Here is a 26112-nt window from a genome sequence, read left to right as displayed (position 1 = left end):
CGATACCATGAGTGTACAAGGCAAAACCGCGCTGGTGACCGGCTCGACCAGCGGCATCGGCCTCGGGATAGCGTCCGTGCTGGCCGCCGCCGGCGTGCGTGTGATCCTCAACGGCTTTGGCGATGTGGAAGCGGCGAAGGCGCAGGTTGCCCGGCTGGGCACCGCGCCGGGGTATCACGGCGCCGATCTCGGCGATGCGGCCCAGATAGCGGACATGATGCACTATGCCGAGCGTGAGTTCGGCGGCGCGGACATTCTGGTGAACAACGCCGGCATTCAGCACGTGGCGCCGCTGGATCAGTTCCCGGTGGAGAAATGGAACGCGATCCTCGCCATCAACCTGTCGGCGGTGTTCCACACCTGCCGATTGGCGCTGCCGGGTATGCGCGAGCGCAACTGGGGGCGCATCATCAACGTGGCGTCGGTGCACGGGCTGGTGGCGTCGAAAGACAAGTCGGCCTATGTGGCGGCCAAGCACGGCGTGGTGGGGCTGACCAAGACGCTGGCGCTGGAAACCGCCCGCACGCCCGTCACCTGCAACGCCATCTGCCCCGGCTGGGTGCTGACGCCGCTGGTGCAGCAGCAGATCGACAAACGCATCGCCGCCGGCATCGATCCGCAGCAGGCGCGCGATGAGCTGTTGGCTGAGAAGCAGCCGTCGCAAGCGTTCGTCACGCCAGAGCAGCTCGGCGAGTTGGCGCTGTTCCTGTGCAGCGATGCGGCGGCGCAGGTGCGCGGCGCCGCCTGGAACATGGACGGCGGTTGGCTGGCGCAGTAGTAAATTCTCTCCCGGGGCGCGCAACGCGCTCCGGCGTTATTTCCCGCCTTTAGTTAATTCCCCTGCGTGACGGTTTACCCGTGGAAATAATATTTATTTGTTATTTGCTATTTTTATTCCCGGATAATCACACTGGGTTATTTTGGATAAAAGATGCGGATTGGTTTATTTCGTGCTGCGGTTATTACATTATTTTTCTCTGCGTTACAGATGAACACGTTTATGCTGAAAATAAAGCCAACCTGGAATAATGGCAGATTATGACGTGAATTTTTATATCTTGCGTGCGCTGTTTACATCGGGTAATTATTTCCGCGTGGCTTAAGACCACCGTGTTTATAACAATAATTTTTCGGGCAGGGGTAATAATGAGAAAAAACACAACGCCAATATTCATTGGCGGCGTCTTGCTGTCGGCGTTATCCGCCGGCGCACAGGCCGAGATCACCATTCTGGATAAAAACCCGCAGAGCAATGTATTGCTGGCGCCGCTCAGTTTAAAAGTAGGCGGCAGCATTCGCCCCGAGTGGATCTTCAATAATGGCCCGGAGCCAGGGTATGACAAAAACGGTCACGACGGCGGCACGCGTTTTCGCTTCAGCGGCGACTATGCGCTGACGCAGAACACCTCGATCATCGGCTATTACGAGTGGGGCGTCGATCTGGCGCACGCGCTCAGCTGGGACGGGCACTACAATGAGGACGGCAAACGCGACTATCAGCGCCAGCTGTACGCCGGTTTCAAGGACGATCGTTACGGCACCCTGACCTATGGCCACCAGTACGGCATCTATTATTCGGTGGTCGGCATCAAAAGCGACGTCTGGGATAACGACGGCCACGCGGGCGGCACCGGCATCGGTATTTCCGGCGATTATGACGGCGGCAATAAACCGAAAAACAGCATCAAATACACCAATGATTTCGGGCCGGTAACGCTGTACGCCAACTATTTATTGCCGGAAGACGATCTGCACACCGCGGATAACCTGATTTACCGCCGCAAGGGCGGTGGCGGGCTGGGCTTCGATTATAAGGTGACGAAGGATTTCACCTTCAGCGCCGCCTACAGTTATACCGACGCGAAGATCAAAGATAATCTGTACAACGAAAAGGATTATCACCAGCAGCTGTCCGGCACCGCGTTGACCTGGCAGCCGAACAACTGGTACATCGTCGGCACCGCCAGCTATTACAAAGACTATGTGCCGAGCACCCGCCAGCGCACGCTGTCGCACTTCTTCGCCGGCGACGGCTACGGGCTGGAAGGCTTCGTCGGTTACACCTTCAATATCGACAAGCCGTTCCTCAAATCCGTTCAGCCTTACGTCGCGGCGGACTCGCTGCGGCTGAAAGGAGACGAGGCGTATCACGCCAACCACGTCTACCTCGGCGCGGGCACCACCATCGGTTACGGTCTGTCGGTGTATGTGGAGCGCACGCTGGCCAACAGCAGCGACAACGAGCCGGATTCCACCTGGATAACGGTGTTCTACGACTTCTGATCCGCCTCTTGCCAGGCCGGCGCGGGTGCCGGCCGTTCACATGCTGATCGCGCCGCCCAGGGGTTGCCCTGAGGCGTTGCGTTCCGCCAGGTAGCGCGCCGGCGGTTTGCCCACCGCCTTTCTGAACATGGTGACGAAGCCGCTGGCGCTCTCGTAACCCAGATCCAGCGCCACCGTCTGTACGCTCTCGCCCTGCGTCAAGCGCTGCAGCGCCAGCATCACGTGCAGCTGACGCCGCCAGTGGCCGAAGCTCATGCCCATCTGCTGTTGCAGCGTGCGGCTGAGGGAGCGCTCGCTCATGCCGATGCGCTGCGCCCACTGGCCGAGGGTGGATTTGTCCGCCGGGCAGCTCAGCATGCCTTCGGTCAACTGCCGTATGCGCGCGTCGTCGGATACCGGCAGATGCAGATTCTCGATCGGTGCGGCCACCAGCTGATCCAGCAACACCGCCGTCAGGCGCCCTTCGGCGCCCTGTTCGTCGTAGAGCGGTTCGAAGGTGGTGGCCTGCAGCAGCAGTTCGCGCAGCAGCGGCGAGACCGACAGCGTGCAGCAGTTCTGCGGCAGACCGGCGGCGGCATGTTGATCGACGAACAGGCAGTAGGCCTCGGTGGAGCCGGCGCCCTGAGCGTTGTGCAACACGTTGCCCGGCATCCACAGCGCGCACTGCGGCGGCACCAGCCACAGCCCGTTTTCCACTTCGCAGCGGATCATGCCGCGTACCGTGTAGATCAGCTGCGCCTTCTGATGGCGGTGCGGCTCGACTTCCCAGTCCTGCTCGAGGGTCGAACCTTGCAGGGCAAACAGCGGGCGCGGCACCTGATCGATATCCAGACAGTGGCGGGGGATCTGTACTTTCATGAGAACAATTCTCAATTTGGCGGAATTGAAAAGTATTATGTCCTGATTGCGCAATGTGGTCTAGCGCCGGTGCCGATAAAGTAAGCGCCAGTCCTAAACCCTTTCGCGAGGAAACTGATTATGTCACTCGATACCGCCGATTTTCCGCTGGTGTGGATGCGCCGAAACGGGCGCGATACCCAGGCCGAGCTGGCTGAATTCAGCGCGCTGCTGGCGCGCGCCGAGCCTTTCGTCCTGATGACCGATCGCAGCGTCGGCGATGAAGGTGAAGAGCACGATCGCGACGCCCGCACTCAGGTGGCGCTGTGGAAGCGCGATAACCGCGCGGCGCTGAAGCGGTGGGCGAAAGGCATGATCATGCTGGAACCGGACGACGCCAAACGCGCGGCGGCGGAAGCATTCGCCGAATACGGCGCCAAATTCTGGGGCTATCCGATACTGGTGGCCGCCGATGAAGCCGCAGGCCGGATGTTGGCGCTGACGTTACTGTTAAAATAAGGGGAATACCATGCACCAGCAACAGGTGATTGAGCAGCTGCTGGCCTGGATCGAGCAGAGCCTGGATCAGCCGCTGACGCTGGACGACATCGCCGCCAGGTCCGGCTATTCCAAGTGGCATTTGCAGCGGATGTTCAAGCAGCACACCGGCCATATCCTCGGCACGTACGCCCGCCGCAGAAGGTTGACCGCCGCCGCGCGCGAACTGCGCCTGACCGGCACCAGCGTGGCCTGTATCGCCGATACGTACCAGTTCGATTCGCAGCAGACCTTCACCCGCTGCTTCCGCAAGCAGTTTGGTCTGCCGCCGGCCAGCTATCGTCGCAGCCAGGATTGGTCGAGCTACGGTCTGCAGCCGCCGCTGCGGCTGACCGAAGCGCCGCTGCCGCAGGCCGACATCGTGACGCTGCCCGCCATGCAGCTGGTGGGCAACACGCAACGCCGCAGCTTTACGCTGGGGCAGTTGGCGGCTTCCAAATGCGAGCTGCGTCGCCATGCCTGGCGGCAACTGCTGCGGCCGCAGACGCTGCCCGAGGTGATGTATGGCCTTACCAGCCTGGAGATCGACCGGCAGCGTCGGGGCTGCCCGCGCATGGCGTATACCGCCGCTTTGCCGGACGAAGGGGCGGTGGGGGAACGGGTGACCATCGAACAGGGGGAATACGCCCGTTTCACCTATCAGGGGCAGGCGGAAGGGTTACAAAACTTTATTGTCCGGCTGTATGACACCGCCATGCCGCAGATGAACGCCATCCGCCGGCCAGGGCAGGATATCGAGCGGTTCTACCCGGCGCAGGAGGGCAGTTGCCCGCTTGGCGGCGCGGCGATCCGCTGTGAATATCTGATCCCCATTCGGCGGGCGGAGGCGCTGGCCGCCGCCAGTTAGGCGGCGGTTCTCGCAGAAAATCGCCTTCGTGGCGCGTCAGGTTACAAAAAATTGCGATATTACATCGGTAATGGTTCACACTTTGATTGATGTGCACATATAATGCGCATCCGGTCAAATCCCCCCTGGTTTTTCAGGCCGCAGCGCCGTTGGCTGCCGGCTGAAATTCAACGGGGCAAAGTGGCCGTAGAAACCAATACCCATAATCGCCAGTGGCCTTGACCAACACGAAGATGAAAATGAGCATTCGCGCGTTATTAACCCTGTTTACGGCACTGGTTGCATTCAGCCAGGCTGCCTTCGCCGTCGTCTACCCGCTGCCGCCAAAAGACAGCCGTTTGGTGGGCGAAAATATCCAAATCACCGTACCGGAAGACAGCAAACTGCCGCTGGAGAGCTTCGCCGCCCAGTATCAGATGGGGCTGAGCAACATGCTGGAGGCCAACCCGGGCGTGGATCCGTTCCTGCCGAAGGCCGGCAGCACCCTGACCATCCCGCAACAGCTGATCCTGCCGGACGCGCCGCGTGAAGGCATCATCATCAACAGCGCCGAAATGCGTCTGTACTACTACCCGAAAGGTTCCAACACCGTCGTGGTGTTGCCGATCGGTATCGGCCAGCTGGGTAAAGACACCCCGCTGAACTGGACCACCACCGTGCAGCGCAAGAAAGACGGCCCAACCTGGACGCCGACCGCCAAAATGCGCGCCGAATACGCGGCAGACGGCGAGATCCTGCCTGCGGTGTTCCCGGCCGGCCCGGATAACCCGATGGGGCTGTATGCGCTGTATGTTGGCCGCCTGTATGCCATTCACGGCACCAACGCCAACTTCGGCATCGGCCTGCGCGTGAGCCACGGCTGCGTACGTCTGCGCGCCGACGACATCAAGTACCTGTTCCAGAACGTGCCGGTCGGCACCCGCGTGCAGTTCATCAACGAACCGATGAAGGCCACCGTCGAACCGGACGGCTCGCGCTACGTGGAAGTGCACAACCCGCTGTCGGCCAACGAAGAGCAGCTGCAATCCAAGGATCCGGTGCCGCTGACCATTTCCGCGCCGGTCGGCAAAGTGCTGATGGACGCCGGCGTCAACCAGAGCGAAGTGGATGCGGCGATCAAGGCTCGTTCCGGTATGCCGGTGAAAGTGAACTGATCGCCTCGGGCTTCAGTGACAATACCAAGAAGACGCCTGCGGGCGTCTTTTTTTATGAGCCGAAGTGCTGTCAGGATATTTGCGCCGGGCGCGTCTCCGGGATTAACGGTTTTTTTATTCCCCGCGCGTCAAAAATAAAATAGCCGCCGCGCCGGCGGCCATTTTATTTCTATTACAGGCTGCCGCCGACCGAGGTCGAGGTGGAGCCGATCGTCTCGCGGAAATGTTTCGCGTAGTCGGCCACTTCCTGCTGCGTATGCGTCAGGCCATAAAGACCCAGCCCCACACCGCCTGCAACGCCGCCGATGAGGGTGCCAACCAATTGGCCGACCGCACCGGCAATAAAGCCGCCTGCGCCTGCGGATTTGCCTGCAATCAGCGCGCCGGTCATGGCGCCGTCCAACAGCCCATCCCAGGCCGCGTTCAGATCGCCACCGCTAACGTACTGTTCTTCATATTGACTAAGTACTTTCATATACAATCCTTATAAATAAAAGGGTGACTTAGTGGGTTTAATTAAATTCTAAAATAACGCTGTAGCGCTATTTCACTTTAAAAATATAACAGCTGATATTTGATTGGCAATATTCTATTCAATGAAGGGTATTATTTGGTTAAATATAGGTGCATTCATTTTTGGCGAGTGTTTTAAAGAGGGGGATTGGGAATGTTCTTGGGAAAAATAGCAGATATCGCTGGAAGGTGAGAGGCAAAGCCGCCGCCGCTTGGCGCAGCTTGTCACTATTTTCACATTTATTGTCTCGTCATCCGCACGGCGTTAGGCCCACATTGCAATTATTCCGATAAAAACTATCGCTAATTAATGGGTTATATAGCCCTTGCCGTCGTTAGCCATTGAAAAAATTCTCGCAAAAAATCCGCACTGTGAAAATAAGATCACACAAGCGTAACAAAAGGTAAACAAACCCCTCCTATATTGGCTGCTTCGCTTTTGTGAGGGAGTGTCATGCGTAACTGGAACGAACCGAAAAAGAACAAAGCGCACATCGAACTGATCCCGATGATCGACGTGATGATGTTTTTATTGGTGTTTTTCGTCTTGATCAGCCTGAACGTCATTCCGGCGCTCGGGTTGAAAACGCAGCTGCCGTCCGCCGGCAGCGCGCAACAGCTGAAACCGCAGAAGAAAGCGATTATCACGCTGGGGGCCGACGAACAGCTGCAGCTGGATGGCCAGCCGATCGCGCTCGACGCGTTGGTCACGACGCTCAAGCAACAGCAGCAGGCCAACCAGACCACCACCATCATCGTCAACAGCGACAAAGGCGTGGCGGTCGAGCGGCTGGTGGCGGTCATGGATAACCTGCGCCAGGGCGGTTTCTTCTCCGTCTCCATCGCGACACGGAAGCTGTGACATGTATCTGCTCTATCGCTCACGTCATCTTTTCAGCTGGTTGCCGGCGCTGATTGTCGCCGGCTGTCTGCTGTTCGCCAGCCAGCAGGCGGCGCTGAAGATCCAGCCGCGCTACGACGAAACCGCCATCGAACTGGCGCTGGTGGAGCCTGAACCGGTGCCTGAACCTCAACCGCAAACGCCGCCGGACCCCCAGCCCGAACCGCCGCCGCCCGAGCCGGAGCCGATCCCCGAACCGGTGGTGCCGGCGCCGGAACCGATCGTGGAAGCCAAGCCGGTGCCGAAACCGCAACCGAAGCCCAAACCCAAGCCGGTGAAAGAGAAAGCCAAACCGGTGGAAAAGCCTAAACCGACGCCGGCGCCCGCCGCGCCGCGCGCGCTGGTCAGTAAACCGGCGGCGCAACCCGCACCGGCCGCCCCGGCGGCGCCGAAGGTGAATGCGCAGGCGATTGAAAACGGCTATCTGCTGGCCTTGCGCCGCGAACTGGAACAGCGCAAGCGCTACCCGACCGGCCGTCAGGCCTCCCTCGAGCGCCCGCAGGGCAACGTCGAGGTATGGCTGGAGGTCGATCGCAGCGGGCGGGTGGTCTCTTCCGGCATCGCCAACAAAGCCGCCAGCATGCTGCTGAATCGCGCGGCGATGAGCAGCCTGCAAAGCATCAGTTCAGTAAAGCCATTCCCGAGCGACGCGTTCGCCGGGCAAACAACCAAAAGATTTACCGCGACGTTCAATTATCAGGCGCCTTAGCGCAAGGGTTAATCGTTTGATTTTTAAGGGATGCACACCATGAAATCGTTCAATCGTTCTGGGATCTATCTGGCGGTGATGTCGGCGATGCTGCCGGGCGCCGCGCTGGCGGCCGACGGCACCGACGTCGGCACCATCAGCGTCAAGGGGCAGTCGCTCGGCGGCGGCATGATGGTGCAGGACGACAGCGCCAAGGCGCGCTCCACCGTCACCAAAGAGGCGATGGATAAAATGCCGTCGGCGGCCAACGCCATCGACAAGCTGAAGTTCACGCCGGGCCTCAACGTCAACAGCAATGACGCCAGCGGCCTGAGCGGCGTGGACTACACCATGCGCGGCATGAACTCGGATCAGATCGGCCTGTCGATGGACGGCATCCCGATCAACGACTCCGGCAACTACGCGGTATACCCGAACCTGCTGGGCGATGCGGAGAACCTGGAAGAGGTGTTCGTCACCCAGGGCTCTTCCGAAGCGGACGGCCCGCATATCGGCTCCAGCGGCGGCAACATCGGCCTGGTAACGCGCCGCCCGGCGAAAGACTTCGGCGGGTTCGTCAAGCAAACGCTGGGCAGCAACAGCCTGAGCAAAACCTTCGCCCGCCTGGACACCGGCGAGTACAACGGCTTCAGCAACTGGCTCTCCTATTCGCACACCGAGGCGAAGAAGTGGCGCGGCGAGGGGCGGCTGTACTCCGACAAGTTCGAGATGAACTCGCTGTACGAAGACGGCAACGGCAACAGCAGCAATCTGGTGATGAAGTACAACCGCCAGAACAACACCAACTACAACACCCTGAGCAAGGCGCAGTTCCAAAACGACGGCCGCGATACCGACTATGCCACCACGCCGGAGTACAACAGCCGCGGACAGTTGAACAAGTATTACAAGCTCGAGCGCAACCCGTTCGAGAACTTCACGCTGTCGTTCACCCAGAAGCTGCAGCTGCGCGACAACCTGTCGCTGACCCTGCAACCGTATTACTACTGGGGCAACGGCGGCAGCTTCAACGGTCAAACCGCGTCGGTATTGTCCAGCACGTCGGACAGGGCAGGGCAGTACGATCTCAGCAACCTGAAATCCAACACCTACTACCGCCCGTCGTGGACACAGACCTGGCGGCCGGGCATCACCACCAAGCTGAAGTGGGACATCAACGATCAGCACAGTCTGGATATCGGTTACTGGTATGAACGCGCGCGCCAGCTGCAGACCCAGCCGTTCATCAGCATCAAGGGCGACGGCAACCCGTCGCAGATTTGGGGGCCGCCGGGCGGTTCCGATCAGGTGAAGGATGCCAACGGCAACACCGTTCAGGGGCGCAACCAGTACACCATCACCCCGGCGCAGAAGGTGTGGCTGCAGGATACCTGGTTCGCCACGCCGGACTGGACCTTCGTCGGCGGCCTGGCCTATCAGTACGTGGAACGTAAAGGGGACAATCGCGGCAGCCTGTACAACGCGCCGGAGAAACGCAAAGCCACCTATCATGAATTCCTGCCGAACTTCAGCGCCAGCTATAAGGTGAACCAGGAAAACCAGGTGTTCTACAACCTGACGCGCAACATGCGCACGCCGCCGAACTATGTGCTGTACAACGTCGGCGATTCGCTCAGCACCAAGCCGGAGCTGAGCTGGAACCACGAGCTGGGCTGGCGCTTCCAACAGGAAGACATGCTGCTGAGCGCCACGCTGTTCTACATGCGCTACAGCGATCGCCAGATCTCCACCACCAACGCGGCCGGCGACTACGAGATGATGAACATCGGCAACGTGGAGAACAAAGGGCTGGAGCTGGAGTGGAGCGGCCAACTGCCGCATAACTTCAACTACTACACCTCCTATACCTATACCCAATCGAAGCAGAAGAGCGACATCGTCAGCAACGGCGGGTTGCCGCTGCCGACCTCCGGCAAAGAGGTGCCGAACGTGCCGAAAAACCTGCTGAACATGACGCTGGGTTATGACGACGGCCTGTACTACGGCAGCGTCAGCGGCAAGTACGTCAGCGCGTTCTATGGCGATCTGACCAACGACGAGAAGATCGGCGGGCGCACGGTGTTCGATCTGGCGGCGGGGGTGCATCTGCCGGTGGACAAGAAAATCGTCAAAAGCGCCGCGCTGCGTTTTGGCATCAGCAACCTGTTTGACAAGGAATACCTGACCTCGGTGCGCACCACCACCTTCAACGCGGCGCCCTACGGCGGCGTGAAGGCCAGCACCCCGTATTACAACGTCGGCGAAGAACGCACCTTCAGCGTCTCGCTGGAAGCCACCTTTTAACTGAATGCCCCGCCGTCTGCCCGGCGGCGGGGAAGAGGAACCCTGTATGGACGCCAATCTGTTGCACGACATTATTTTCTACGTGATGTACGCCGCGCTGGCGATCGCGCTGGTGATCATCATCGAACGTACGCTGTACTTCGCCTATACCCAGCGCCAGGCGCGCAGGCTGGAGCAGGCGCTGACGCCGGACGTGCGCCGCGCCGCCGATCTGCCCGACGCGCTGACGCAGCGCAACAGCCTGCCGATGGCGGTGATCGCGCCGGTATTGGCGCAGAAGCACCGCGCCGGCGACCGTGAGGCGATCGGCGATCTGATCGACGCCCAGTATCTGCTGAGCAAGCCGCCGATGGCGCGCGGCCTGTGGCTGCTGGAAACCGTGGTCACCGCCGCGCCGTTGCTGGGGCTGCTGGGCACGGTGATGGGGATCATCGAAACCTTCAAGGCGCTGGCCGCCTCGGGGGTGTCCGAGCCGAGTCTGGTGTCGGCCGGCATGGGCACCGCGCTGTACGCCACCGGGCTGGGCATCGCCATCGCGCTGCTGTGCCTGGTGGCCAACAATTTCCTGCAGAGCCGTATGGAGCGCATCAACGAACTGCTGAAGGTGCTGCTGATCCGCGCCGGTCAACCGGCCAGCCGTCCGGAAAGCGGCAGCGGCGAACAATGGGTTGACAGCGGAGCGCCGCGCTATGCCTAATGGCCATCCAGTACGGCGGCCGAGATGCCGCCTTTATACGGCATTGTGGAGCGGTTGTTTGTTGATGTTGAGCCAGAGCGCTGCGGCGCGTTTTGCTATTCCCGGTTACGAGCTGGTGTACACCGCGCCGGTGGAAACCGCGCTGCAGGCCGACGACCTGCGCAACACCGCCGAGGTATGGCGCGAGATGTTCGACGCGGCGAAAACCCGCATCGATCTGGGGCAGTTCTACGTGGCGAATCAGGACGGTTCGCTGCTGGACGGCGTGCTGCAGCACCTGAAGTCGGCCGGCGAACGCGGGGTGAAAATCCGCTTTTTGCTGGAAGAGAAGGGCATTCGCCTCTCCACCGCCGAGACGCTGGAACAGCTGAAGGCGATCCCCAATCTGGAGCTGCGCATCATCCCATACCAGAAGCTGAGCGGCGGCATTCTGCATGCCAAGTATCTGCTGGTGGACGGCGAGCAGGCGTTCGTCGGCAGCCAGAACTTCGACTGGCGCGCGCTGGAACACATTCACGAAACCGGGCTGCGCATCAGCGACGCCAGGGTGGTGGGGCAGATCCAGGCGATCTTCGAACAGGATTGGCGGGCGCAGGCGCTGCTGGCGCAGGATAAGCCGGTGCCGGCGCTGCCCGATTCGCCGCCGACGACGCAGCCGCAGGGCAACTATCTGGTGGCCAGCCCGCGCGCCTACAACCCGGCGGGCGTGCTCGATTCGCAGGCCGAGCTGCCGCGTCTGCTGGCCGACGCCAAACGGCGGGTGCGGGTGCAGGTGATGGACTACGCGCCGCTGTCGTTTGGCCCGGAGCGCAGCCGCCCCTTCTACGCGGTGATCGACAACGCGCTGCGCAGCGCGGCGGCGCGCGGGGTGCAGATCGAGCTGATGGTGGCCAACTGGAACACCAAAAAGCCGGATATCGCCTGGCTGAAGAGCCTGGCGCTGGTGCCGAACGTGCAGATCAAGGTGGTGACCATTCCGCCGGCCAGCAGCGGCTTCATCCCGTTTGCCCGCGTGATTCACAGCAAGCTGATGACCATCGACGATGAGATTGCCTGGGTGGGCACCAGCAACTGGACCGGCGGCTATCTGGACAACTCGCGCAATCTGGAGCTGGTGCTGCACAGCACGGCGATGAGCGGGCGGTTGGACAGGCTGTACCAACAGCTGTGGGACAGCGTCTACGCCGAGCCGTTGAAGCTGGATTACGATTACCCGACGCCCAAACCGGGCGGCGAATCCTGACGGTCAGGGCGCGTTAACCCGCGCCCCGCGTTGTTTACCGCCGCCAGCCGGCCTTCTCCAGCGCCGTCACCAGCTGTTCGGCGCTCAACCCTTCCGCCCGATGGCCGTTGCCGCTGACGGTATTGGCCGCCAGCAACGCATTGACGATCGCCTCTTCCACCGCTTCCGCCGCCGCGGCGAACAGCGCCGAAATGTAGTCGTTGTTCACCATGCGCAGCGGCGTGGTGAAATCGCCTTTATTGGCGTAGTCAGCGGGCGGCAGGCCGTCGTTGCCGGTGGCGAAGGCGATAAAGATATCGCCGCTCGAATCCTCGGTGCCGCCGCCGGTGCGGGCGATGCCGATGCTGGCGCGCTGCGCCAGCCGTGCGCACTGGTGCGGCAGCAGCGGCGCGTCGGTCGCCAGCGCCACCACGATGGAGCCCATGCCGGGATGCGGCAACTGCGGCGTGAACGGCGAGGGGATATGCCCCAGGTGGCGGCCCACCGGGTAACCGCCGACCAGCAGCGACTCGCGCTTGCCGTGGTTGGCCTGCACGATGGCGCCCACCGTCCAGCCGCCTTGATCGGCGGGCAAGCGGCGCGATGCGGTGCCGCTGCCGCCCTTGAATTCATGACAGATCATGCCGCTGCCGCCGCCGACCGCGCCTTCCTGCGGCAAGCCGCCTCGGGCCGCCTGCTGCGCCTGGCGTACGTGCTCGGCCTTGACGTGAAAGCCGTTGATGTCGTTGAGCAGGCCATCGAAGGTTTCCATCACCACCGGCATATTCCAGTACACCGCGTTGTCGCTCGCGGGCAGCGTTTCACGCTCCAGCGCGATCAGCGCATCGCGCACTACCCCCACGCTGTGGGTGTTGGTGAAAGCGATCGGGCTGGTCAACAGGCCCGCTTCTCGCACCCATTCCAGGCCGGTGGCGTCGCCGTTGCCGTTCAGCACGTGCACGCCGGCGAAGCAGGGCGCGTGGCGAGCGGAGCCGGGGCGCGGTTCGATCACCGTCACGCCGGTGCGCACGCTGCGCCCGTCCGCCAAGTCGGCATGAAGGCTGGCATGGCCGACGCGCACGCCGGGCACGTCGGTGATGGCGTTCAGCGGGCCGGGCGTGCCCTGGCCGATGGTGATGCCCAGATCCTGAGCGCGCTGCGTCATGGTTATTCTCCTTCTATTGAGGGGGCGGCGAGGGGCGCCGTCTGGCGGCCGCGCAAGTGGTTCAGCGCCAGCCCGAAGCCGATGATGCCGGCAATGATAATAAAGTCTTTCAGGCTGCTGGCGATCAAAATCGTCCACAGCACGTACAGGCAGCACAGCAGCGCCGCCGCCACCGGCAGCGGCCACAGCGGCATCAGGTACGGGTGATGGAAGTGGCGGCGACGGCGGCTGATCAGCGCCGCCACCGCCATGATGATGTACACCAGCAGCAGCAGGATCACGGTGAATGAGGTCAGCGATTCGAGGTCGGAGCAAAACGCCAGCAGCGCCGAGGGGACGCCGAACAGCAGGGTGGCGATCCAGGGGGTGCCGAAGCGCGGGTGGATGATTTTCAGCGCGCGGTTGAACGTCGGCAGCCAGAAGCCGTCGCGCCCGCTGGCGAACATCATGCGGCTGAACTGCGCCACGATGGCGATGATGGCGTTGAATACCGACAGGTAGATCGCGCCGCTCACCACCCGCGCCAGCGTCGGGCCGCCGAGCTGGGTGACCACATAACCGACCGGATCGGCCTGTTTGGCCATCTCCGCCAGCGACGGCGAGCCGATCAGCAGGGCGGTGAACGGCACCAGTTCCACCAGCACCACGATGACCAGCGTCAGCATGATCGCGACCGCCATCGGTTTGCCCTGCTCGCGCATATCTTCCGCCATGTACACCGCCGCGCCGTAGCCGTTGTAGGAGAACAGCGCGACCCCGACCATGGCGACGATCAGCGGCAGCGACACCGGTGCCAGGCTGCCCTGCGCGTCCAGCATCACCGGCGCGGTGAGAATCTCCGCGCTTTGATGCGGATGGCTGAAACCGAGCCAGGCGATCAGCGCCAGCACCGCCACTTCCACCACCAGAAAGGCGCCGGTCAGCAGGGCGTTGGCCTTGATGTTGAAAATGGCGCAGGCGCCGCCGATCAGCACGGTGATCATGCCGGCGGTGGAGGCGTCGAATGAGGTGCCCAGCGCGGTATTCAGATAGGGCACGGCGCCGGTGGCCAGCACCGCCGGCACGAACAGCGCGGCGCTGAGAATAAACAGATAGGTCTGCAACCCGCACAGGGTGCCGAACAGGCGTTTGATGATGCTGTATTCGCCGCCGGCGCTGGGGTGCGCGGCGCCGAGCTCGGCATAGCACAGCGCGATGGTGGCGGCGACGCAGGCGGCGATCAGAAACGACAGAAAGGCGCCGCTGCCGGCGCTGGCGATCGCCAGCGGCGCGATGACGAAGATCGAGCTGGCCGGCGTTACGCCGGAAGCGGTGATCATCACCACGTCGAGGACGCTGAGATTGCCTTTGAAAGTGTGTTCAGGGGCGGACTCTTTCATGGTTAACGACTCCATTAACGTGTGAGTGAGTAATTGTTTTGCTGCACAGGCTGTACGCAGAAATCAAATGGAGCGCGCTAAATGCCGGGGAGCGTTGCTCCCCGGAAGTTTATTGTTCTTATGTGTTACCCCTGCCCCGACGGGAAGCTGAAGCTGGCGCGGCGGGCATCACCGGAGGCCGGCCAGCGCTGGGTAATGGTCTTGCGTTTGGTGTAGAACCTGACCGCGTCCGGGCCGTAGGCGTGCAGATCGCCGAACAGCGAGCGCTTCCAGCCGCCGAACGAGTGGTAGGCCACCGGCACCGGCAGCGCCACGTTGATCCCCACCATGCCGACCTGAATGCGGCTGGAGAAGTAGCGCGCCGCTTCACCGTCACGGGTAAACAGACAGGTGCCGTTGCCGTATTCATGGGCGTCGATCAAGGCCATCGCCTCCTGCAGCGACGCCGCGCGCACCACGCCGAGCACCGGGCCGAAGATCTCCTCCTGATAGATGCGCATGCCGGGCGTCACGCGGTCGAACAGCGTCGGGCCGAGGAAATACCCCTGGCTGGGGCGGCCGTCGGCGTCCGTCACGCGCAGTTCGCGGCCGTCCACCAGCAGCTCGGCGCCTTCGGCCACGCCCTGATCGATATAGCCTTTCACCTTCTGATAATGCTGTTGAGTCACCAGCGGCCCCATGTCGTTGTGGTTGTCGCTGCCGGGGCCGACGCGCATGGCGGCCATCTGTTGCCGCAGCCCGGCGATCAGCGCGTCGGCGGTGCCGTCGCCCACCGCGACCACCAGCGGGATGGCCATGCAGCGCTGGCCGCAGGAGCCGAACGCCGCGCCCATCAGCGCGCCGACCGCGCCGGGGATATCGGCGTCCGGCAGCACCACCGCGTGGTTTTTGGCGCCGCCCAGCGCCTGCACCCGTTTGTTCTGGCCGCAGCCGGTGTGATAGATGTGTTCTGCGACCGGCGTCGAACCGACGAAGCTTATCGCCTTCACGCGTCCGTCATGCAGCAGCGTCTCCACCGCTTCGCGATCGCCGTTGACCACGTTGAGCACCCCCGGCGGCAGCCCGGCCTCCGCCGCCAGCCGCGCGATATACAGCGCGGCGGAAGGGACGCGCTCGGAAGGTTTCAGCACGAAAGTATTGCCGCAGGCGACCGCCATCGGCCACATCCACAGCGGCACCATCGCCGGGAAGTTGAACGGGGTGATGCCCGCCACCACCCCGAGCGGTTGAAACTCGCTCCAGCTGTCGATGCCCGGGCCTGCCTCTTTGCTGTGTTCGCCTTTCAGCAGTTCCGGCACATAGCCGGCGTATTCGATATTCTCGATGCCGCGCTGCAGTTCGCCCAGGGCGTCGCTGAGCACTTTGCCGTGCTCGGCGGTGATCAGTTGGCAGATGGCGTCGGCGTGCTGCTCCAGCAGATCCTTGAGCTTCATCATGATGCGCGCGCGCTTCAGCGGCGGCGTGTCGCGCCAGGCGGGGTAAGCCTGCTCGGCGGCGGCGATGGCGCGCTCCACCGTGGCGCGGTCGGCCAGCAGCACCTCCTGCGCCGATTGGCCGGTGGCCGGGTCGTAAACCGGCTGGCTGCGTTCGCCGCCGGCGGCGGGTTCGCCGTTGATCCAATGGGTAATGGTCATGGTTCGCTCCTTATTCGGTGGCGTTGAGGGCATCGCCGACGGCGTTGATCAGCGCATCGATCTGCGCTTCGCTGCTGATGAACGGCGGCGCCAGTTGCAGGGTATCGCCGCCGTACCGCACGTAAAACCCGCTTTCCCAGCAGCGCATCGCCGCTTCGAAGGGCCGCCGCGCCGGTTCGCCGGGCCGCGCCGCCAGCGTGATGCCGGCCGCCAGGCCGATATTGCGAATGTCGGCGACGTGTTTGGCCCCCTGCAGGCTGTGCACCGCGCGCTCGAAGTAGGGCGCCAGCGCCTGTACGCGCTCCACCATCTGTTCGCGCTGCAGGATGTCCAGCGTCGCCAGCGCCACCGCGCAGCTGACCGGATGGGCGGAGTAGGTGTAACCGTGCGGGAATTCGAGCTGGTAGTCCGGCTCGCCGCCGTTCATGAAGGTTTGGTAGATCTCCGGCCGCACCACCACGGCGCCCATCGGCTGCGCGCCGTTGGTCACCTGTTTGGCGATGTTCATGATGTCCGGCGTGACGCCGAACGCCTCGGCGCCGGTCATCGCGCCGCAGCGGCCGAAGGCGGTGATCACTTCGTCGAAGATCAGCAGAATGTCATGCTGGGTACAGATCTCGCGCAGGCGCTGCAGATAGCCGACCGGCGGCACGATCACCCCGGCGGAGCCGGAGAACGGTTCGACGATCACCGCGGCGATCGTCGAGGCGTCGCGCAGCGCGATGATGCGGTTGAGCTCTTCCGCCAGCTCCGCCCCCTGTTGCGGCATGCCGCGCGAAAAGGCGTTGCCGGCCAGCAGGGTGTGCGGCAGATGGTCCGCCTCGGCGCCGGCGCCGAACGCCTTGCGGTTGCCAGCGATGCCGCCGACCGAGATGCCGCCGAAGTTAACGCCGTGATAGCCCTTTTCCCGGCCGATAAAGCAGGTTTTGCCCGCCTGGCCTTTGGCGCGCCAGTAAGCGCGCGCCATTTTCAGCGAGGTGTCCGCCGCTTCCGAGCCGGAGCCGGTGAAGAACACGTAATCCAGCCCCGCCGGCGTCAGCGCCTTGATTTTGTTGGCCAGCTCGAACGACAGCGGGTGGCCGAACTGAAACGCCGGCGAGTAATCCAGCGTCGCCAACTGGCGCTGGGCGGCGTCGGTGATTTCCTGCCGGCCGTGCCCCAATCCGCAGCACCACAATCCGGACAGGCCGTCGAAAATCTTTCTGCCGTCGTGGCTGGTGTAATACGCCCCTGCGGCCTGAGTAATGATGCGCGGCTGCGCTTTAAAATTGCGGTTGCCGGTAAAAGGCATCCAATGGGCTTCTAACCCTTCGGCATCGAGACGATTAAGCGAATAATTTTCAGCGGCCATGTTTTCCTCCGGGCAGGAAAATAAGTGCGATTAATTAAATAAAATGAGTTGTTAACGAATTGTTGTACGAAATTGACTATGTACCGCTTGTTCTCTACTGTGAATAATCATATGTCGAAACTTACTTAAGGTTTTATGCAAGTAAAAAAGCGCGCGTTGCTGGGACAATTGTCGGATATGGATCTGCGTTTGCTGCGGGTATTCAAGGCCGTGGTCGACTGCGGCGGCATGAGCGCCGCCGAACTGGAGCTGAATATCAGCCTGTCGACCATCAGCAAGCACATCAAGGATCTGGAGCAGCGGCTGGGCCTGACGCTGTGCCAGCGCGGGCGCGAGGGCTTTGCGGTCACCGACGAGGGGCTGATTATCTACCAGGAAACCGTCAACCTGCTGGCGGCCACCGAGGCGTTCCGGCGCGGGGTGGACGAGGTGCACCAGCGCATGGGCGGGCAGCTGCACGTGGCGATATTCGACCATACGGTCAGCAATCCGCAGGCGCAGATCGGCCGGGCCATCGCGTTATTCAGCGAGCGCGCGCCGGAGGTTTCTTTGCAAATGTACGTGGAGCCGATTAATACCATTGAACGTGGCGTTATTGACGGGCAATTTCAGGTTGGCGTTATTCCCATGCACCGCAGCGCGGAAAGTTTATCTTATCATTCGTTATTCAGTGAGAGGATGTTCTTATATTGCGGCGCGCAGCATGAATTATTTTCCGCCCGCCATGAAACATTAAATTGGGATCTGCTGCACAATTATGCTTTCGCCGGATTGGGCTACCATTCGCCGAATATGGAACTGAGCCTGCAGCAACATTTGCATCGCAAGGCGACGGGGTTCGCGCAAGAGTCGATCGCCACGCTGATCCTGTCCGGCAGATACGTCGGCTTTTTGCCGGATCACTACGCGGCGTTTTTTGTGGCGCAGAACCTGATGCGGGCGATCAAACCGGCGCTGTTCCGCTATCACTGCGAGTACTCCAGCGTGCTGCGCCGCTCGCCGGTGCCGCAACGGGTGGTGAAGCTGTTCCATGAGTGCCTGCTGGCGGCCCACGGAACAGCGTGACGCTTACTGCTCTTTCTTCTTGCCGAAGATTCTGATCAGCGCGCCGACCAGGATGCCGACCGCGATGCCGGCGAAGATCCAGCCGATGATGCCCATTTCCTTAACTCCTGCTAGTGCGTTGATCTGATTATATAATCATTCGACGCGAAACGCCTCTTCGATCATCCGTTGCCGCTGCGCCGGCGCATAGTCGATCCAGGAATTCTTGCTGTTGGATTTCTCCAGCGCTACCGCCAGCTCCTGGCCGGAAATCGGCAAATCGTCCTGCCAGAACGGCGCGATGGCGTGGCGGGTGATGAAATCGGTCAGGTAGCTCTCCGGGCTGCCCTGCCAGTGCGGGTACAGTCTGGCGGCCAGCTCGGCCATCAGCGCGCGCTGCTGCGGCTGTTCGCTGCTTTCCAACAGGGCGAGGAACGGCAGCAGTAGGCGACCGCAGACCTGCCCGTGGTGGTAGTCGCGCAGCGCGCCGATCTCGCCGGCGATGCCGTGAATGACCCCCAGCCCGGCGGCGCTCAGCGTCAGCCCGCCGAGGTAGGAAGCCTGCATAATGGCTTCGCGCGCCGCGTCGCTGCGGTTAAGCGCCGGCCAGGCGGCGAGGAAGTGGCGGATGCCGCTCAGCGACATATCGCGCGTCATGGCGCCGGCGGTTTTCGACAGATAGGCCTCGAACAGGTGGGTGAAGGCGTCGATGGCGCAGTAGGCCAGCACCTTGTCCGGGGCGCCCGTCAGCAGCTGCGGGTCGAGAATGGCGGTGTGCGGCACGAAGTTGTTATGGCGCAGCGAGGCTTTCACCTTGCTGACCTGGGTATCGGTGATCACCGCGTTCTGGGTCACCTCGCTGCCGGTGCCGGCGGTGGTGGGAATGGCGATCAGCGGCAGGGTGGCGCCGCTGATTTTGCTGTCGCCCACCTTTTCCATATAGCGCAGCGTTGGCAGCGGGTGCTCAACCAGCGCGGAGAACGCTTTGGCGGCGTCCAGCACGCTGCCGCCGCCGATGGCCACCACGCGCCGCGCCTGGCCGCGCCAGCGCGCCACCCAGGCGTCGATTTCCTGCGGCGACGCCTCGTGGCTGACGATTTCGGTGCCGATGAGCAGCGGCGCCAGCGCTTCGCGCAGGCCGGCGTACACCGGGCCGTTGAGAAAAGAGCGGCAGCTGAATAGCAGCGTCGGCTGCGGGTCGGCAAGCAGCAGCGGCGGCAGCTGCTGGATGCTGCCGCGGCCGAACCAGGTCTGGCGGTTGGCGATGATGTGGCTGACGGACATGAGGTCTCCTTGACGGCGTTGCAGGTCGCGATGCCACAGCATAAGCCAGCGGGCGCGGAGCGGCCACCGCTTTCCCCGCCGCGGCAACCTGTGAGTTGTTTAACATGTAAACGATCTCGCTCTTGCATTTCGGCGCTGCGGATGCTTTTTTTAACAGTACCGGCCGTCGTGCGGCCAACCCCATCCGAAATCGGTAGATTGTTAATGTGTTAATAATGGCGAGGCGGGTATGGAAATTCAGGTTGAACGCTTGTCTGCGGTGATCGATGCGGTGGCCAGCCCACGCTTTTATCCCAGCCTGTTGAACTGGCTGGAAGGGTTTTTCGCCTTCGACAACGCCATCGTCTATGCCTTCGAACGCGGCCGGCCGCCGCGCTGCCTGATTAAAACCGAGCGCGAAAACAGCGACGCGGTCAATCAGCTCTACCAGCAGGGCGCCTACCTGCAGGATCCGTTTTACCGCGCGCTGAACGACGGCGGCGAAGGCGAGGTGCTCACGCTGCGCCAGCTGGCGCCCTGCGGGTTTTATCACAGCGACTATTACCGTAATTTTTATCACAAGACCGGCTGGCACGACGAGGCCGGCGTGCTGCTGCAACTGACGCCGGAGCGCGGGCTGGGCGTCTTTTTCGGTTCGGCGCGCCGCACGGTGGCGGTGCGCTACCCGCAGTGGGCGGATCTGCGCAGCGCGCTGACGCTGGTGAAAAGCGTGGCGCGGCTGCACGGCGAAGTGGTGGTGGCGCCGGCCGAGGCCGCGACGGTGAACGATGACGGCGCCCAGGCGCGCTATCTGCTGACGCCGCGCGAGCGTGAGATTGTCGATCTGATCCTCGCCGGCTGCGGTTCGCAGCAGATCGCCGACCGGCTGTTCATCAGCCTCGGCACGGTAAAAAACCACCGCAAGAACATCTACGGCAAGCTGAACATCGGTTCGCAGGCCGAACTGTTCAGCCTGCTGCTGGCCGCCCCGCAGCGACGCAGCGCGTGAATGTATCGATCTATCCCCTATAGCTTTCAAGCTACAGCTAGGCGGCCAGGACGAGCGTCCCCAGGAGCTTACTTAGGTAAGTGACTGGGGTGAACGTCAGCAGCCAACAACGCTGTAGTTTGAAAGATGAAGGGGACGAATGTCCCTAAGGGGACATAGCGGCACGGCTGCTGCCTCCCGATAATCCGATGTCATGGCATAGGCAATCGGGAGTGCGGCAGTGAACAACGAAATCGAGTCCTTAACCTACTACGCGGCGACCAAAAAATACGATCTGCGCTTCCCGACGCTGGAAGAGGATCTGGACGTTGACGTGGTGATCATCGGCGGCGGCTTCTCCGGCATCAACACCGCGCTGGAGCTGGCGGAGAAGGGCATCACCAACATCGCCATTCTCGAGGGCCGCTATCTGGGCTACGGCGGCACCGGGCGCAACGGCGGCCAGGTGATGGCCGGCATCGGCCACGATCTGGAGAAGATCAAACGCCACGTCGGCCCGTCCGGGCTGGAAACCATCTTCAAGATCAGCAACCTCGGCGCCGGCATTATCCGCGAGCGCATCAAGAAATATGACATCGACGCCGACTTCTGCTTCGGCTACGGCTATCTCGGCAGCAACGCGCGCCAGGAGAAGACCCTGCGCGGCTGGCTGAAGGAGTTCAGGGCGGTAGCGCCGCAGGAGGAGATTGAACTCTACACCGGGGCGGAGGTGAAGCAGGTGGTGGGCTCCGATGCCTACACCTGCGCGCTGAAACACATGGGTGGCGGCCACGTGCATTCGCTCAACCTGTTGCTGGGCGAGGCCAAGGCGCTGAGCGGCTACGGGGTGAAAATTTTCGAGAACAGCAGCGTGCTCAACGTGGAGTATGGCCCGCGCATCACGGTGCGCACCGCCATGGGCTCGGTGCGCGCTAACAAGATGCTGTGGGCCTGCAACGGCTTCCTCAACGGCATGGAGCCGCAGATCTACCGCAAGACCATCAATACCTACGCCTTCCAGCTGGCCACCGAGCCGCTGTCTGACGAACTGATCCGTCAGATCAGCCCGATCCGCGGCGCCTACAGCGACATCCGCCCGGTGATCGACTATTACCGGGTGACCAACGAGAACCGGCTGCTGTTCGGCAGCGCCACCCGCCTGATCGAATACTTCCCGTCGGATCTCAAGGCCTGGAACCGTAACCTGATGCTGAAGGTGTTCCCGTACCTGAAAGACGTGAAGATCGATCTGGCCTGGGGTGGCCCGCTGTGCTGCAGCGCCAACCTGTTCCCGCAGATCGGCACGCTGCCGGATCGCGACAACGTGTTTTACGTGCAGGGCTACTCCGGCTTCGGTGTGACGCCGAGCCACATCGTGTGCAAGGTGCTGGCAGAGGGCATGAGCGAAGGATCCGATCGCTACGATCTGATGAGCTCGATCCCGCACGTCAACATCTTCGGCAAGGACAAGCTGCGGCGGGTGATGACCACCGCCGGTAAGGTTTGGCACCAGACATCCGGCTACTGGAAAGGCCGCCGTTAACCCTCAGAGGAGAATCACATGAAACCGTTACTGCTTAAACAACCGCTGCCTGAACTGCTGGAGATCGGCAGCGTCAGCAACCTGGGCGCCACGGTGATCGCCGGCACGCCAAACGTCGGCGTGGCCAGCATCTTCGGCGAACCGACCGACAACCTGAACTGCGGCGTGTTCAGCTGCACCCGCGGCAGCTTCGTGATGGAGTATCCGTTCGCCGAGCACGCCACGGTGTGGGAAGGCAGCGCCACCCTGACCAACGAACGCACCGGCGAATCGGTGCAGTATCAGGCCGGCGACTCCTGGTTCGTCGAGAAGGGCACTCCGGTGCGTTGGGACATCACCTCGGATCGCTTCGTCAAACACTACCTCGCCATCGTCGAGGGCTGACGCTTTTATGCCCCCTCAGCATGCTGAGGGGGAACGCCTTAGCCCAGCGCCCGCGCAATAAAATCGGTCACCCGCTTGAGGATCTGATCCTTATTGGTTTCGTTAAAGCTCTCGTGCCGCCCGCCTGCATTGATCAGCTGTTCGAAGTCGTCGCCCTGCAGACGATCGAGCGCGGTTTGCGTTTCGCTCATCAGCACCAGCCGATCGTCATCGCCGTGGATCCACAGCGTGGGCAGCGCGCCGAAGCCCGGCCCGGCGTTGATGGCGGCGAGCATCCGCTGCATGGCGCGCAGGGTGGGGCGCTTGAACGGCCCGTGCCACACCAGCGGATCCTCCTGATAGGCCGCGCCGACCGCCGGATCGCGCGCCAGGGTGGCGGTATCCAGCGGCGAGTCGGGGATCGTCGGCAGTTCGGCCAGATCGGAAATCGCCGTTCTGTCGCCGAGCAGCGGGCCGGACAGCACCAGCGCGCGCACTTCCTCGCCATGGCGCTGCACGTAGCGGGTGGCAATCATGCCGCCCATCGAGTGGCCGATCACCACCAGCGGCAAGGTGGGATATTGCTGCCGGAAATGGCTGACCACGCGCTGCACGTCGTCGACCACGGCGTCATAATCTTCGATCAGCACGCGTTCGCCCTGTGACAGGCCGTGGCCGAGATGGTCGGGGCCGAACACCCGCGCGCCCTGCGCCTGCAGCGTGCGCGCCACGTATTGATAGCGGCCGAGGTGCTCGCCGTAGCCGTGCACCAGCAACGCCAGATAGCGCGGCTTGTCGTTTCCCCAGTCGTGCACGGCGATATCGCCGTGACGGCCTTTGATAAAGCTGACGGTTTGTTCGGACATGTTATTGTTCTCATGGTGGTAGGGTTGCCCTTCAGCGTAGCGGCTGGCGGCGAGGTTGTCAGGGGCGCCGGGTGCGGCGCCCGCAGAGAGGGGGGTTACAGGCCGAACTGGCGCGCCAACGCGTCGAGCGCTTCGCGCTGGAAGCGGTTGAACGCGTCGCGCGGCTGCTGTTGCTGGATGAACGCCAGCAGCGGATCCTGCACTTCCGTGCGCACGCCGCTCAGCTGTTCCATCACCGCCAGCCCGCAGAACGGCACGTAGGATTCGGCGTAGCCGCCTTCATGCACCATCACCAGTTTGCCGCCGCACAGCCGATCGGCGGCCTCCTGCACCAGCGCGGTCATGGCGCGGAAGCTGTCGCTGTGCAGCTGCATGCGCGCCAGCGGATCGAGCGCGTTGGCGTCGTAACCGCAGGCGACGATGATCATTTCCGGCTCGAATTTTTCCAGCGCCGGGATGATGATGCGCCGCATGGCGTGCAGGTAGCCGTCGTCGCCGGCGCCGGCCAGCATCGGCACGTTGACGTTGCAGCCCGCCCCGGCGCCTTCACCGCGATCCTGTTCGCCGGAATAGCCCGCCGGGAAGCAGCCGTCCTGATGCAGCGACAGCGTCAGCACGTCGCCGCGCCGCCAATAGATGTGCTGGGTGCCGTTGCCGTGGTGCACGTCCCAGTCGAGCACCGCCACTTTTCCGAGGCCGTAACGGGCCTTGGCGCGCTCGATGGCGATGGGAATATTGGCCAGGAAGCAGAAGCCCATCGATTGATCCGGCAGGCAGTGGTGGCCCGGCGGGCGCGACAGCGCATAGGCATTATCCAGTTCGCCCTGCAGCACCGCCTCCACCGCCGCACAGGCCAGCCCGGCGGAGAGTTTGGCGATTTCATAGCTGCCCGGCCCCAGCGGCGCTTCCTCCCCCAGCAGGCCGCCGCCGCTGTCGCTCACCTGTTTGAAACGCTGCAGGTAGTGGGCGGGGTGAATGCGCAGCAGATCTTCTTCCGTTGCCGGTTCGGCGCTCAGCAGGGTGAGCTGGCGCGACAGGCCGGACACGTCCATCAGGTTCTTCATGCGCCGTTTGGTTTCCGGCGACTCGGCGTGGCCGGCGCCCGAAGGCGGTTGCACCCAACCGCCGACCGGCAGGGTAGTGGCGTGCAGGCCGGTGCTGTGCCAGAAACAGCGTTCATCAAACAAGAAACCGGTTGTTCTTTTCACCTTTCTCCTCCTGTTATACGGCGCGGTGCGCGCGGTGAAGCCAGCGAAATCAACAGCAGCGACAGCAGCGCGCAGCCCAGCGCGCCGAACAGCAAGGCGTTGAAACCGCCGGAAGATTCGATCAGATAGCCGGCCAGCGTCGGGCCGATGGCCATGCCGCCGCCGATCACCAGGTTGATGCCGTTCATCAGCTTGCCGTCGTTATCCAGCCCGGCGACCCGTGCCAGAATGAATGGCAGCACGAAGGTCCAGGTGAATTTGAACAGCAGGGCGGCCAGGGCGAAGCGCAGGAGCAGGGGCTGGCCCGTCAGCAGCGCCACGCTGGCCAGCAGCAGGGCGTACCCCAGCACGATCAGGCGTCCGCCGCCGAAGCGCGCGCCGATCAGCGCCGCGGCGCCGGCGCCGACGATGCCGAGCAAGGTGGCGACGGCCAGCACCTGGCCGCTGTGGGCCGGCGACAGCCCGGCGCCGGCGGCGATGCCGCCGATAAAGGTCCAGACGGCACTCAGGCTGATGTAAAAGGTCAGCACCGCCAGCACGGCGCACAGCTTGCGCGCCAGTGAGGCGGCGGGGCCGCTGCGGGCGGCGCGGGCGGCGGTGAAACCGTTGGGAAACGCCGGGATGAGCGGCAGGCAGCACAGCATGATGGCGGCCAAAATCAGGTAGACCGCCATCAGGCCAAAGTGCGCGAACAGCGGTGGCAGCACCAGCAGCCCGACCGCGCCCAGCACCAGCTGGCCGAGCACCCAGAAGGCATAGACGCGGCTGGGATTGGCGGTGCCGGCGGCGCAGGTGATGCACAGGATCATCAGGGTGCCGCCCGCCAGCGAGGCGATGAAGCGCAGCGGCAGCAGCAAGGTAAAATCTTGCACCAGCGCCGAAGCCAGGTTGCCGGCGATAAACACCAGCGCCGACAGCGTAGCGACCCGCCGCCAGTTGATGCGCCCGATCCACCACCACGCCGGCAGCGTAGCCAGGCTCATGGCGCCGAGTTCGGTGGAGAACAGGTGGCCAATTTGCGCCGGGCCGAGCTGCCACTGCGCGGCGAGCTGAGCGGCCACGGCGGGGGCGGTCATCAGAATGCCCGGCGCAATGGCGGCGAAGACGATAATGGCGGTCAACAGCCGCGGCGGGCAGGGGAGCGCCGTGCCGACGGCGGGCGCGGAAACCGAATCACTGGACATAAACCTTTTCCCCGAGCGTTGAGTGACGATGAAATATCCCGCCCGGCCCGATTGCGGGCAGGGGGAGGCCGCGCCATAAATGGCGAATACGTTTTGGCGTTATTTTCCGGCCGTCGGCAG

At 62.8% G+C, this 26112-nt stretch carries 23 protein-coding genes and 1 pseudogene; 14 read left to right on the top strand and 10 right to left on the bottom strand.

Annotated elements, in window-relative coordinates; genetic code table 11:
- The first annotated feature begins 7 nt into the window (after positions 1–7).
- Entirely contained in the window at positions 8–778 is a 771-nt protein-coding gene (locus tag ACJ8M3_RS15345; protein WP_089197643.1) for a 3-hydroxybutyrate dehydrogenase, read from the top strand.
- Positions 779–1146: 368 nt separating this feature from the next.
- Positions 1147–2283: a porin gene (locus ACJ8M3_RS15340; RefSeq protein ID WP_033651390.1), complete on the top strand. Its 1137-nt coding sequence runs from the start codon at positions 1147–1149 to the stop codon at positions 2281–2283.
- 36 nt (positions 2284–2319) lie between these two features.
- Here the strand turns inward: ACJ8M3_RS15340 and ACJ8M3_RS15335 are convergent, their stop codons facing one another.
- Complete coding sequence (locus tag ACJ8M3_RS15335) at positions 2320–3141, bottom strand: AraC family transcriptional regulator (protein ID WP_089197644.1); 822 nt, start codon at positions 3139–3141, stop codon at positions 2320–2322.
- Positions 3142–3261: 120 nt separating this feature from the next.
- Here ACJ8M3_RS15335 and ACJ8M3_RS15330 point away from each other — a divergent pair, with 120 nt between their 5' ends.
- The 3 genes and pseudogenes from ACJ8M3_RS15330 to ACJ8M3_RS15320 form a co-directional block, all read left to right on the top strand.
- Positions 3262–3639 (top strand): hypothetical protein, encoded by a 378-nt coding sequence (locus tag ACJ8M3_RS15330; RefSeq protein ID WP_089197645.1) that lies wholly within the window; start codon positions 3262–3264, stop codon positions 3637–3639.
- A 10-nt stretch (positions 3640–3649) separates the two neighbouring features.
- Complete coding sequence (locus ACJ8M3_RS15325) at positions 3650–4525, top strand: helix-turn-helix domain-containing protein (RefSeq protein ID WP_033641740.1); 876 nt, start codon at positions 3650–3652, stop codon at positions 4523–4525.
- Between the two features lie 233 nt (positions 4526–4758).
- Positions 4759–5676 (top strand): annotated as a pseudogene (locus ACJ8M3_RS15320) (L,D-transpeptidase family protein); the annotation flags it as partial.
- Between the two features lie 175 nt (positions 5677–5851).
- Here the strand turns inward: ACJ8M3_RS15320 and ACJ8M3_RS15315 are convergent.
- A complete protein-coding gene (locus ACJ8M3_RS15315; RefSeq protein WP_033651388.1) occupies positions 5852–6154 on the bottom strand; it encodes a DUF5862 family protein in 303 nt (100 codons plus the stop codon).
- A 492-nt stretch (positions 6155–6646) separates the two neighbouring features.
- On the opposite strand from ACJ8M3_RS15315, the gene ACJ8M3_RS15310 reads away from it, so the two are divergent.
- Genes ACJ8M3_RS15310 through ACJ8M3_RS15290 form a run of 5 tightly spaced genes read left to right on the top strand, consistent with a single transcriptional unit; the run spans position 6647 to position 12025 of the window.
- Positions 6647–7054 carry an ExbD/TolR family protein gene (locus ACJ8M3_RS15310; protein ID WP_021504179.1) on the top strand — a complete coding sequence of 136 codons (408 nt, stop codon included), beginning with the start codon at positions 6647–6649 and terminating at the stop codon, positions 7052–7054.
- A 1-nt stretch (position 7055) separates the two neighbouring features.
- On the top strand, positions 7056–7802 hold the full coding sequence (locus ACJ8M3_RS15305; protein ID WP_089195430.1) for an energy transducer TonB: 747 nt from the start codon (positions 7056–7058) through the stop codon (positions 7800–7802).
- Positions 7803–7841: 39 nt separating this feature from the next.
- Positions 7842–10085: a TonB-dependent receptor family protein gene (locus ACJ8M3_RS15300; protein WP_033651386.1), complete on the top strand. Its 2244-nt coding sequence runs from the start codon at positions 7842–7844 to the stop codon at positions 10083–10085.
- A gap of 46 nt (positions 10086–10131) precedes the next feature.
- The gene (locus ACJ8M3_RS15295; RefSeq protein ID WP_044029766.1) at positions 10132–10782 is read left to right on the top strand and encodes a MotA/TolQ/ExbB proton channel family protein; all 651 of its coding nucleotides are present in this window, start codon (positions 10132–10134) and stop codon (positions 10780–10782) included.
- The gene (locus ACJ8M3_RS15290) at positions 10775–12025 is read left to right on the top strand and encodes a phospholipase D-like domain-containing protein (protein WP_442514705.1); all 1251 of its coding nucleotides are present in this window, start codon (positions 10775–10777) and stop codon (positions 12023–12025) included. The genes ACJ8M3_RS15295 and ACJ8M3_RS15290 overlap by 8 nt, the downstream gene beginning before the upstream one ends.
- A gap of 34 nt (positions 12026–12059) precedes the next feature.
- Here the strand turns inward: ACJ8M3_RS15290 and ACJ8M3_RS15285 are convergent, their stop codons facing one another.
- The 4 genes from ACJ8M3_RS15285 to ACJ8M3_RS15270 all read right to left on the bottom strand — a co-directional run bounded on the left by ACJ8M3_RS15285 (position 12060) and on the right by ACJ8M3_RS15270 (position 17533).
- Positions 12060–13169 (bottom strand): DmpA family aminopeptidase, encoded by a 1110-nt coding sequence (locus tag ACJ8M3_RS15285; RefSeq protein ID WP_047025158.1) that lies wholly within the window; start codon positions 13167–13169, stop codon positions 12060–12062.
- 2 nt (positions 13170–13171) lie between these two features.
- Positions 13172–14548: an APC family permease gene (locus tag ACJ8M3_RS15280; RefSeq protein WP_047025159.1), complete on the bottom strand. Its 1377-nt coding sequence runs from the start codon at positions 14546–14548 to the stop codon at positions 13172–13174.
- Positions 14549–14673: 125 nt separating this feature from the next.
- Positions 14674–16182: a CoA-acylating methylmalonate-semialdehyde dehydrogenase gene (locus ACJ8M3_RS15275; protein ID WP_197771530.1), complete on the bottom strand. Its 1509-nt coding sequence runs from the start codon at positions 16180–16182 to the stop codon at positions 14674–14676.
- A 10-nt stretch (positions 16183–16192) separates the two neighbouring features.
- The gene (locus ACJ8M3_RS15270; RefSeq protein WP_033641748.1) at positions 16193–17533 is read right to left on the bottom strand and encodes an aspartate aminotransferase family protein; all 1341 of its coding nucleotides are present in this window, start codon (positions 17531–17533) and stop codon (positions 16193–16195) included.
- Positions 17534–17668: 135 nt separating this feature from the next.
- Here ACJ8M3_RS15270 and ACJ8M3_RS15265 point away from each other — a divergent pair, with 135 nt between their 5' ends.
- Positions 17669–18598, top strand: a complete 930-nt coding sequence (locus ACJ8M3_RS15265) for a LysR family transcriptional regulator (RefSeq protein ID WP_033641749.1) — start codon at positions 17669–17671, stop codon at positions 18596–18598.
- A 135-nt stretch (positions 18599–18733) separates the two neighbouring features.
- Here ACJ8M3_RS15265 and ACJ8M3_RS15260 read toward each other — a convergent pair whose 3' ends face one another.
- The gene (locus tag ACJ8M3_RS15260; protein WP_197666611.1) at positions 18734–19861 is read right to left on the bottom strand and encodes an iron-containing alcohol dehydrogenase; all 1128 of its coding nucleotides are present in this window, start codon (positions 19859–19861) and stop codon (positions 18734–18736) included.
- Positions 19862–20090: 229 nt separating this feature from the next.
- On the opposite strand from ACJ8M3_RS15260, the gene ACJ8M3_RS15255 reads away from it, so the two are divergent.
- The 3 genes from ACJ8M3_RS15255 to ACJ8M3_RS15245 all read left to right on the top strand — a co-directional run bounded on the left by ACJ8M3_RS15255 (position 20091) and on the right by ACJ8M3_RS15245 (position 22755).
- Positions 20091–20849, top strand: a complete 759-nt coding sequence (locus ACJ8M3_RS15255) for a helix-turn-helix transcriptional regulator (protein ID WP_089195434.1) — start codon at positions 20091–20093, stop codon at positions 20847–20849.
- 220 nt (positions 20850–21069) lie between these two features.
- Positions 21070–22371, top strand: coding sequence for an NAD(P)/FAD-dependent oxidoreductase (locus ACJ8M3_RS15250; RefSeq protein WP_060659993.1), 1302 nt, complete (start codon positions 21070–21072; stop codon positions 22369–22371).
- A gap of 18 nt (positions 22372–22389) precedes the next feature.
- Positions 22390–22755, top strand: coding sequence for a cupin domain-containing protein (locus tag ACJ8M3_RS15245; RefSeq protein WP_015376517.1), 366 nt, complete (start codon positions 22390–22392; stop codon positions 22753–22755).
- Positions 22756–22793: 38 nt separating this feature from the next.
- On the opposite strand, the gene ACJ8M3_RS15240 is transcribed toward ACJ8M3_RS15245, so the two are convergent.
- From ACJ8M3_RS15240 to ACJ8M3_RS15230, 3 genes are all read right to left on the bottom strand, one after another.
- Positions 22794–23600, bottom strand: coding sequence for an alpha/beta hydrolase (locus ACJ8M3_RS15240; protein WP_033641754.1), 807 nt, complete (start codon positions 23598–23600; stop codon positions 22794–22796).
- A gap of 95 nt (positions 23601–23695) precedes the next feature.
- Positions 23696–24808 (bottom strand): class II histone deacetylase, encoded by a 1113-nt coding sequence (locus ACJ8M3_RS15235; RefSeq protein ID WP_033641755.1) that lies wholly within the window; start codon positions 24806–24808, stop codon positions 23696–23698.
- A complete protein-coding gene (locus ACJ8M3_RS15230) occupies positions 24805–25992 on the bottom strand; it encodes an MFS transporter (protein WP_089197650.1) in 1188 nt (395 codons plus the stop codon). Before ACJ8M3_RS15230 ends, ACJ8M3_RS15235 begins: the two co-directional genes overlap by 4 nt.
- Positions 25993–26112 lie beyond the last annotated feature (120 nt).

Source organism: Serratia sp. CY55921 (assembly GCF_052167655.1).
GTDB lineage: Bacteria > Pseudomonadota > Gammaproteobacteria > Enterobacterales > Enterobacteriaceae > Serratia > Serratia ureilytica.
Note: the sequence above shows the minus strand (reverse complement) of the source record. Positions and strands in the feature narration are given on the sequence as shown.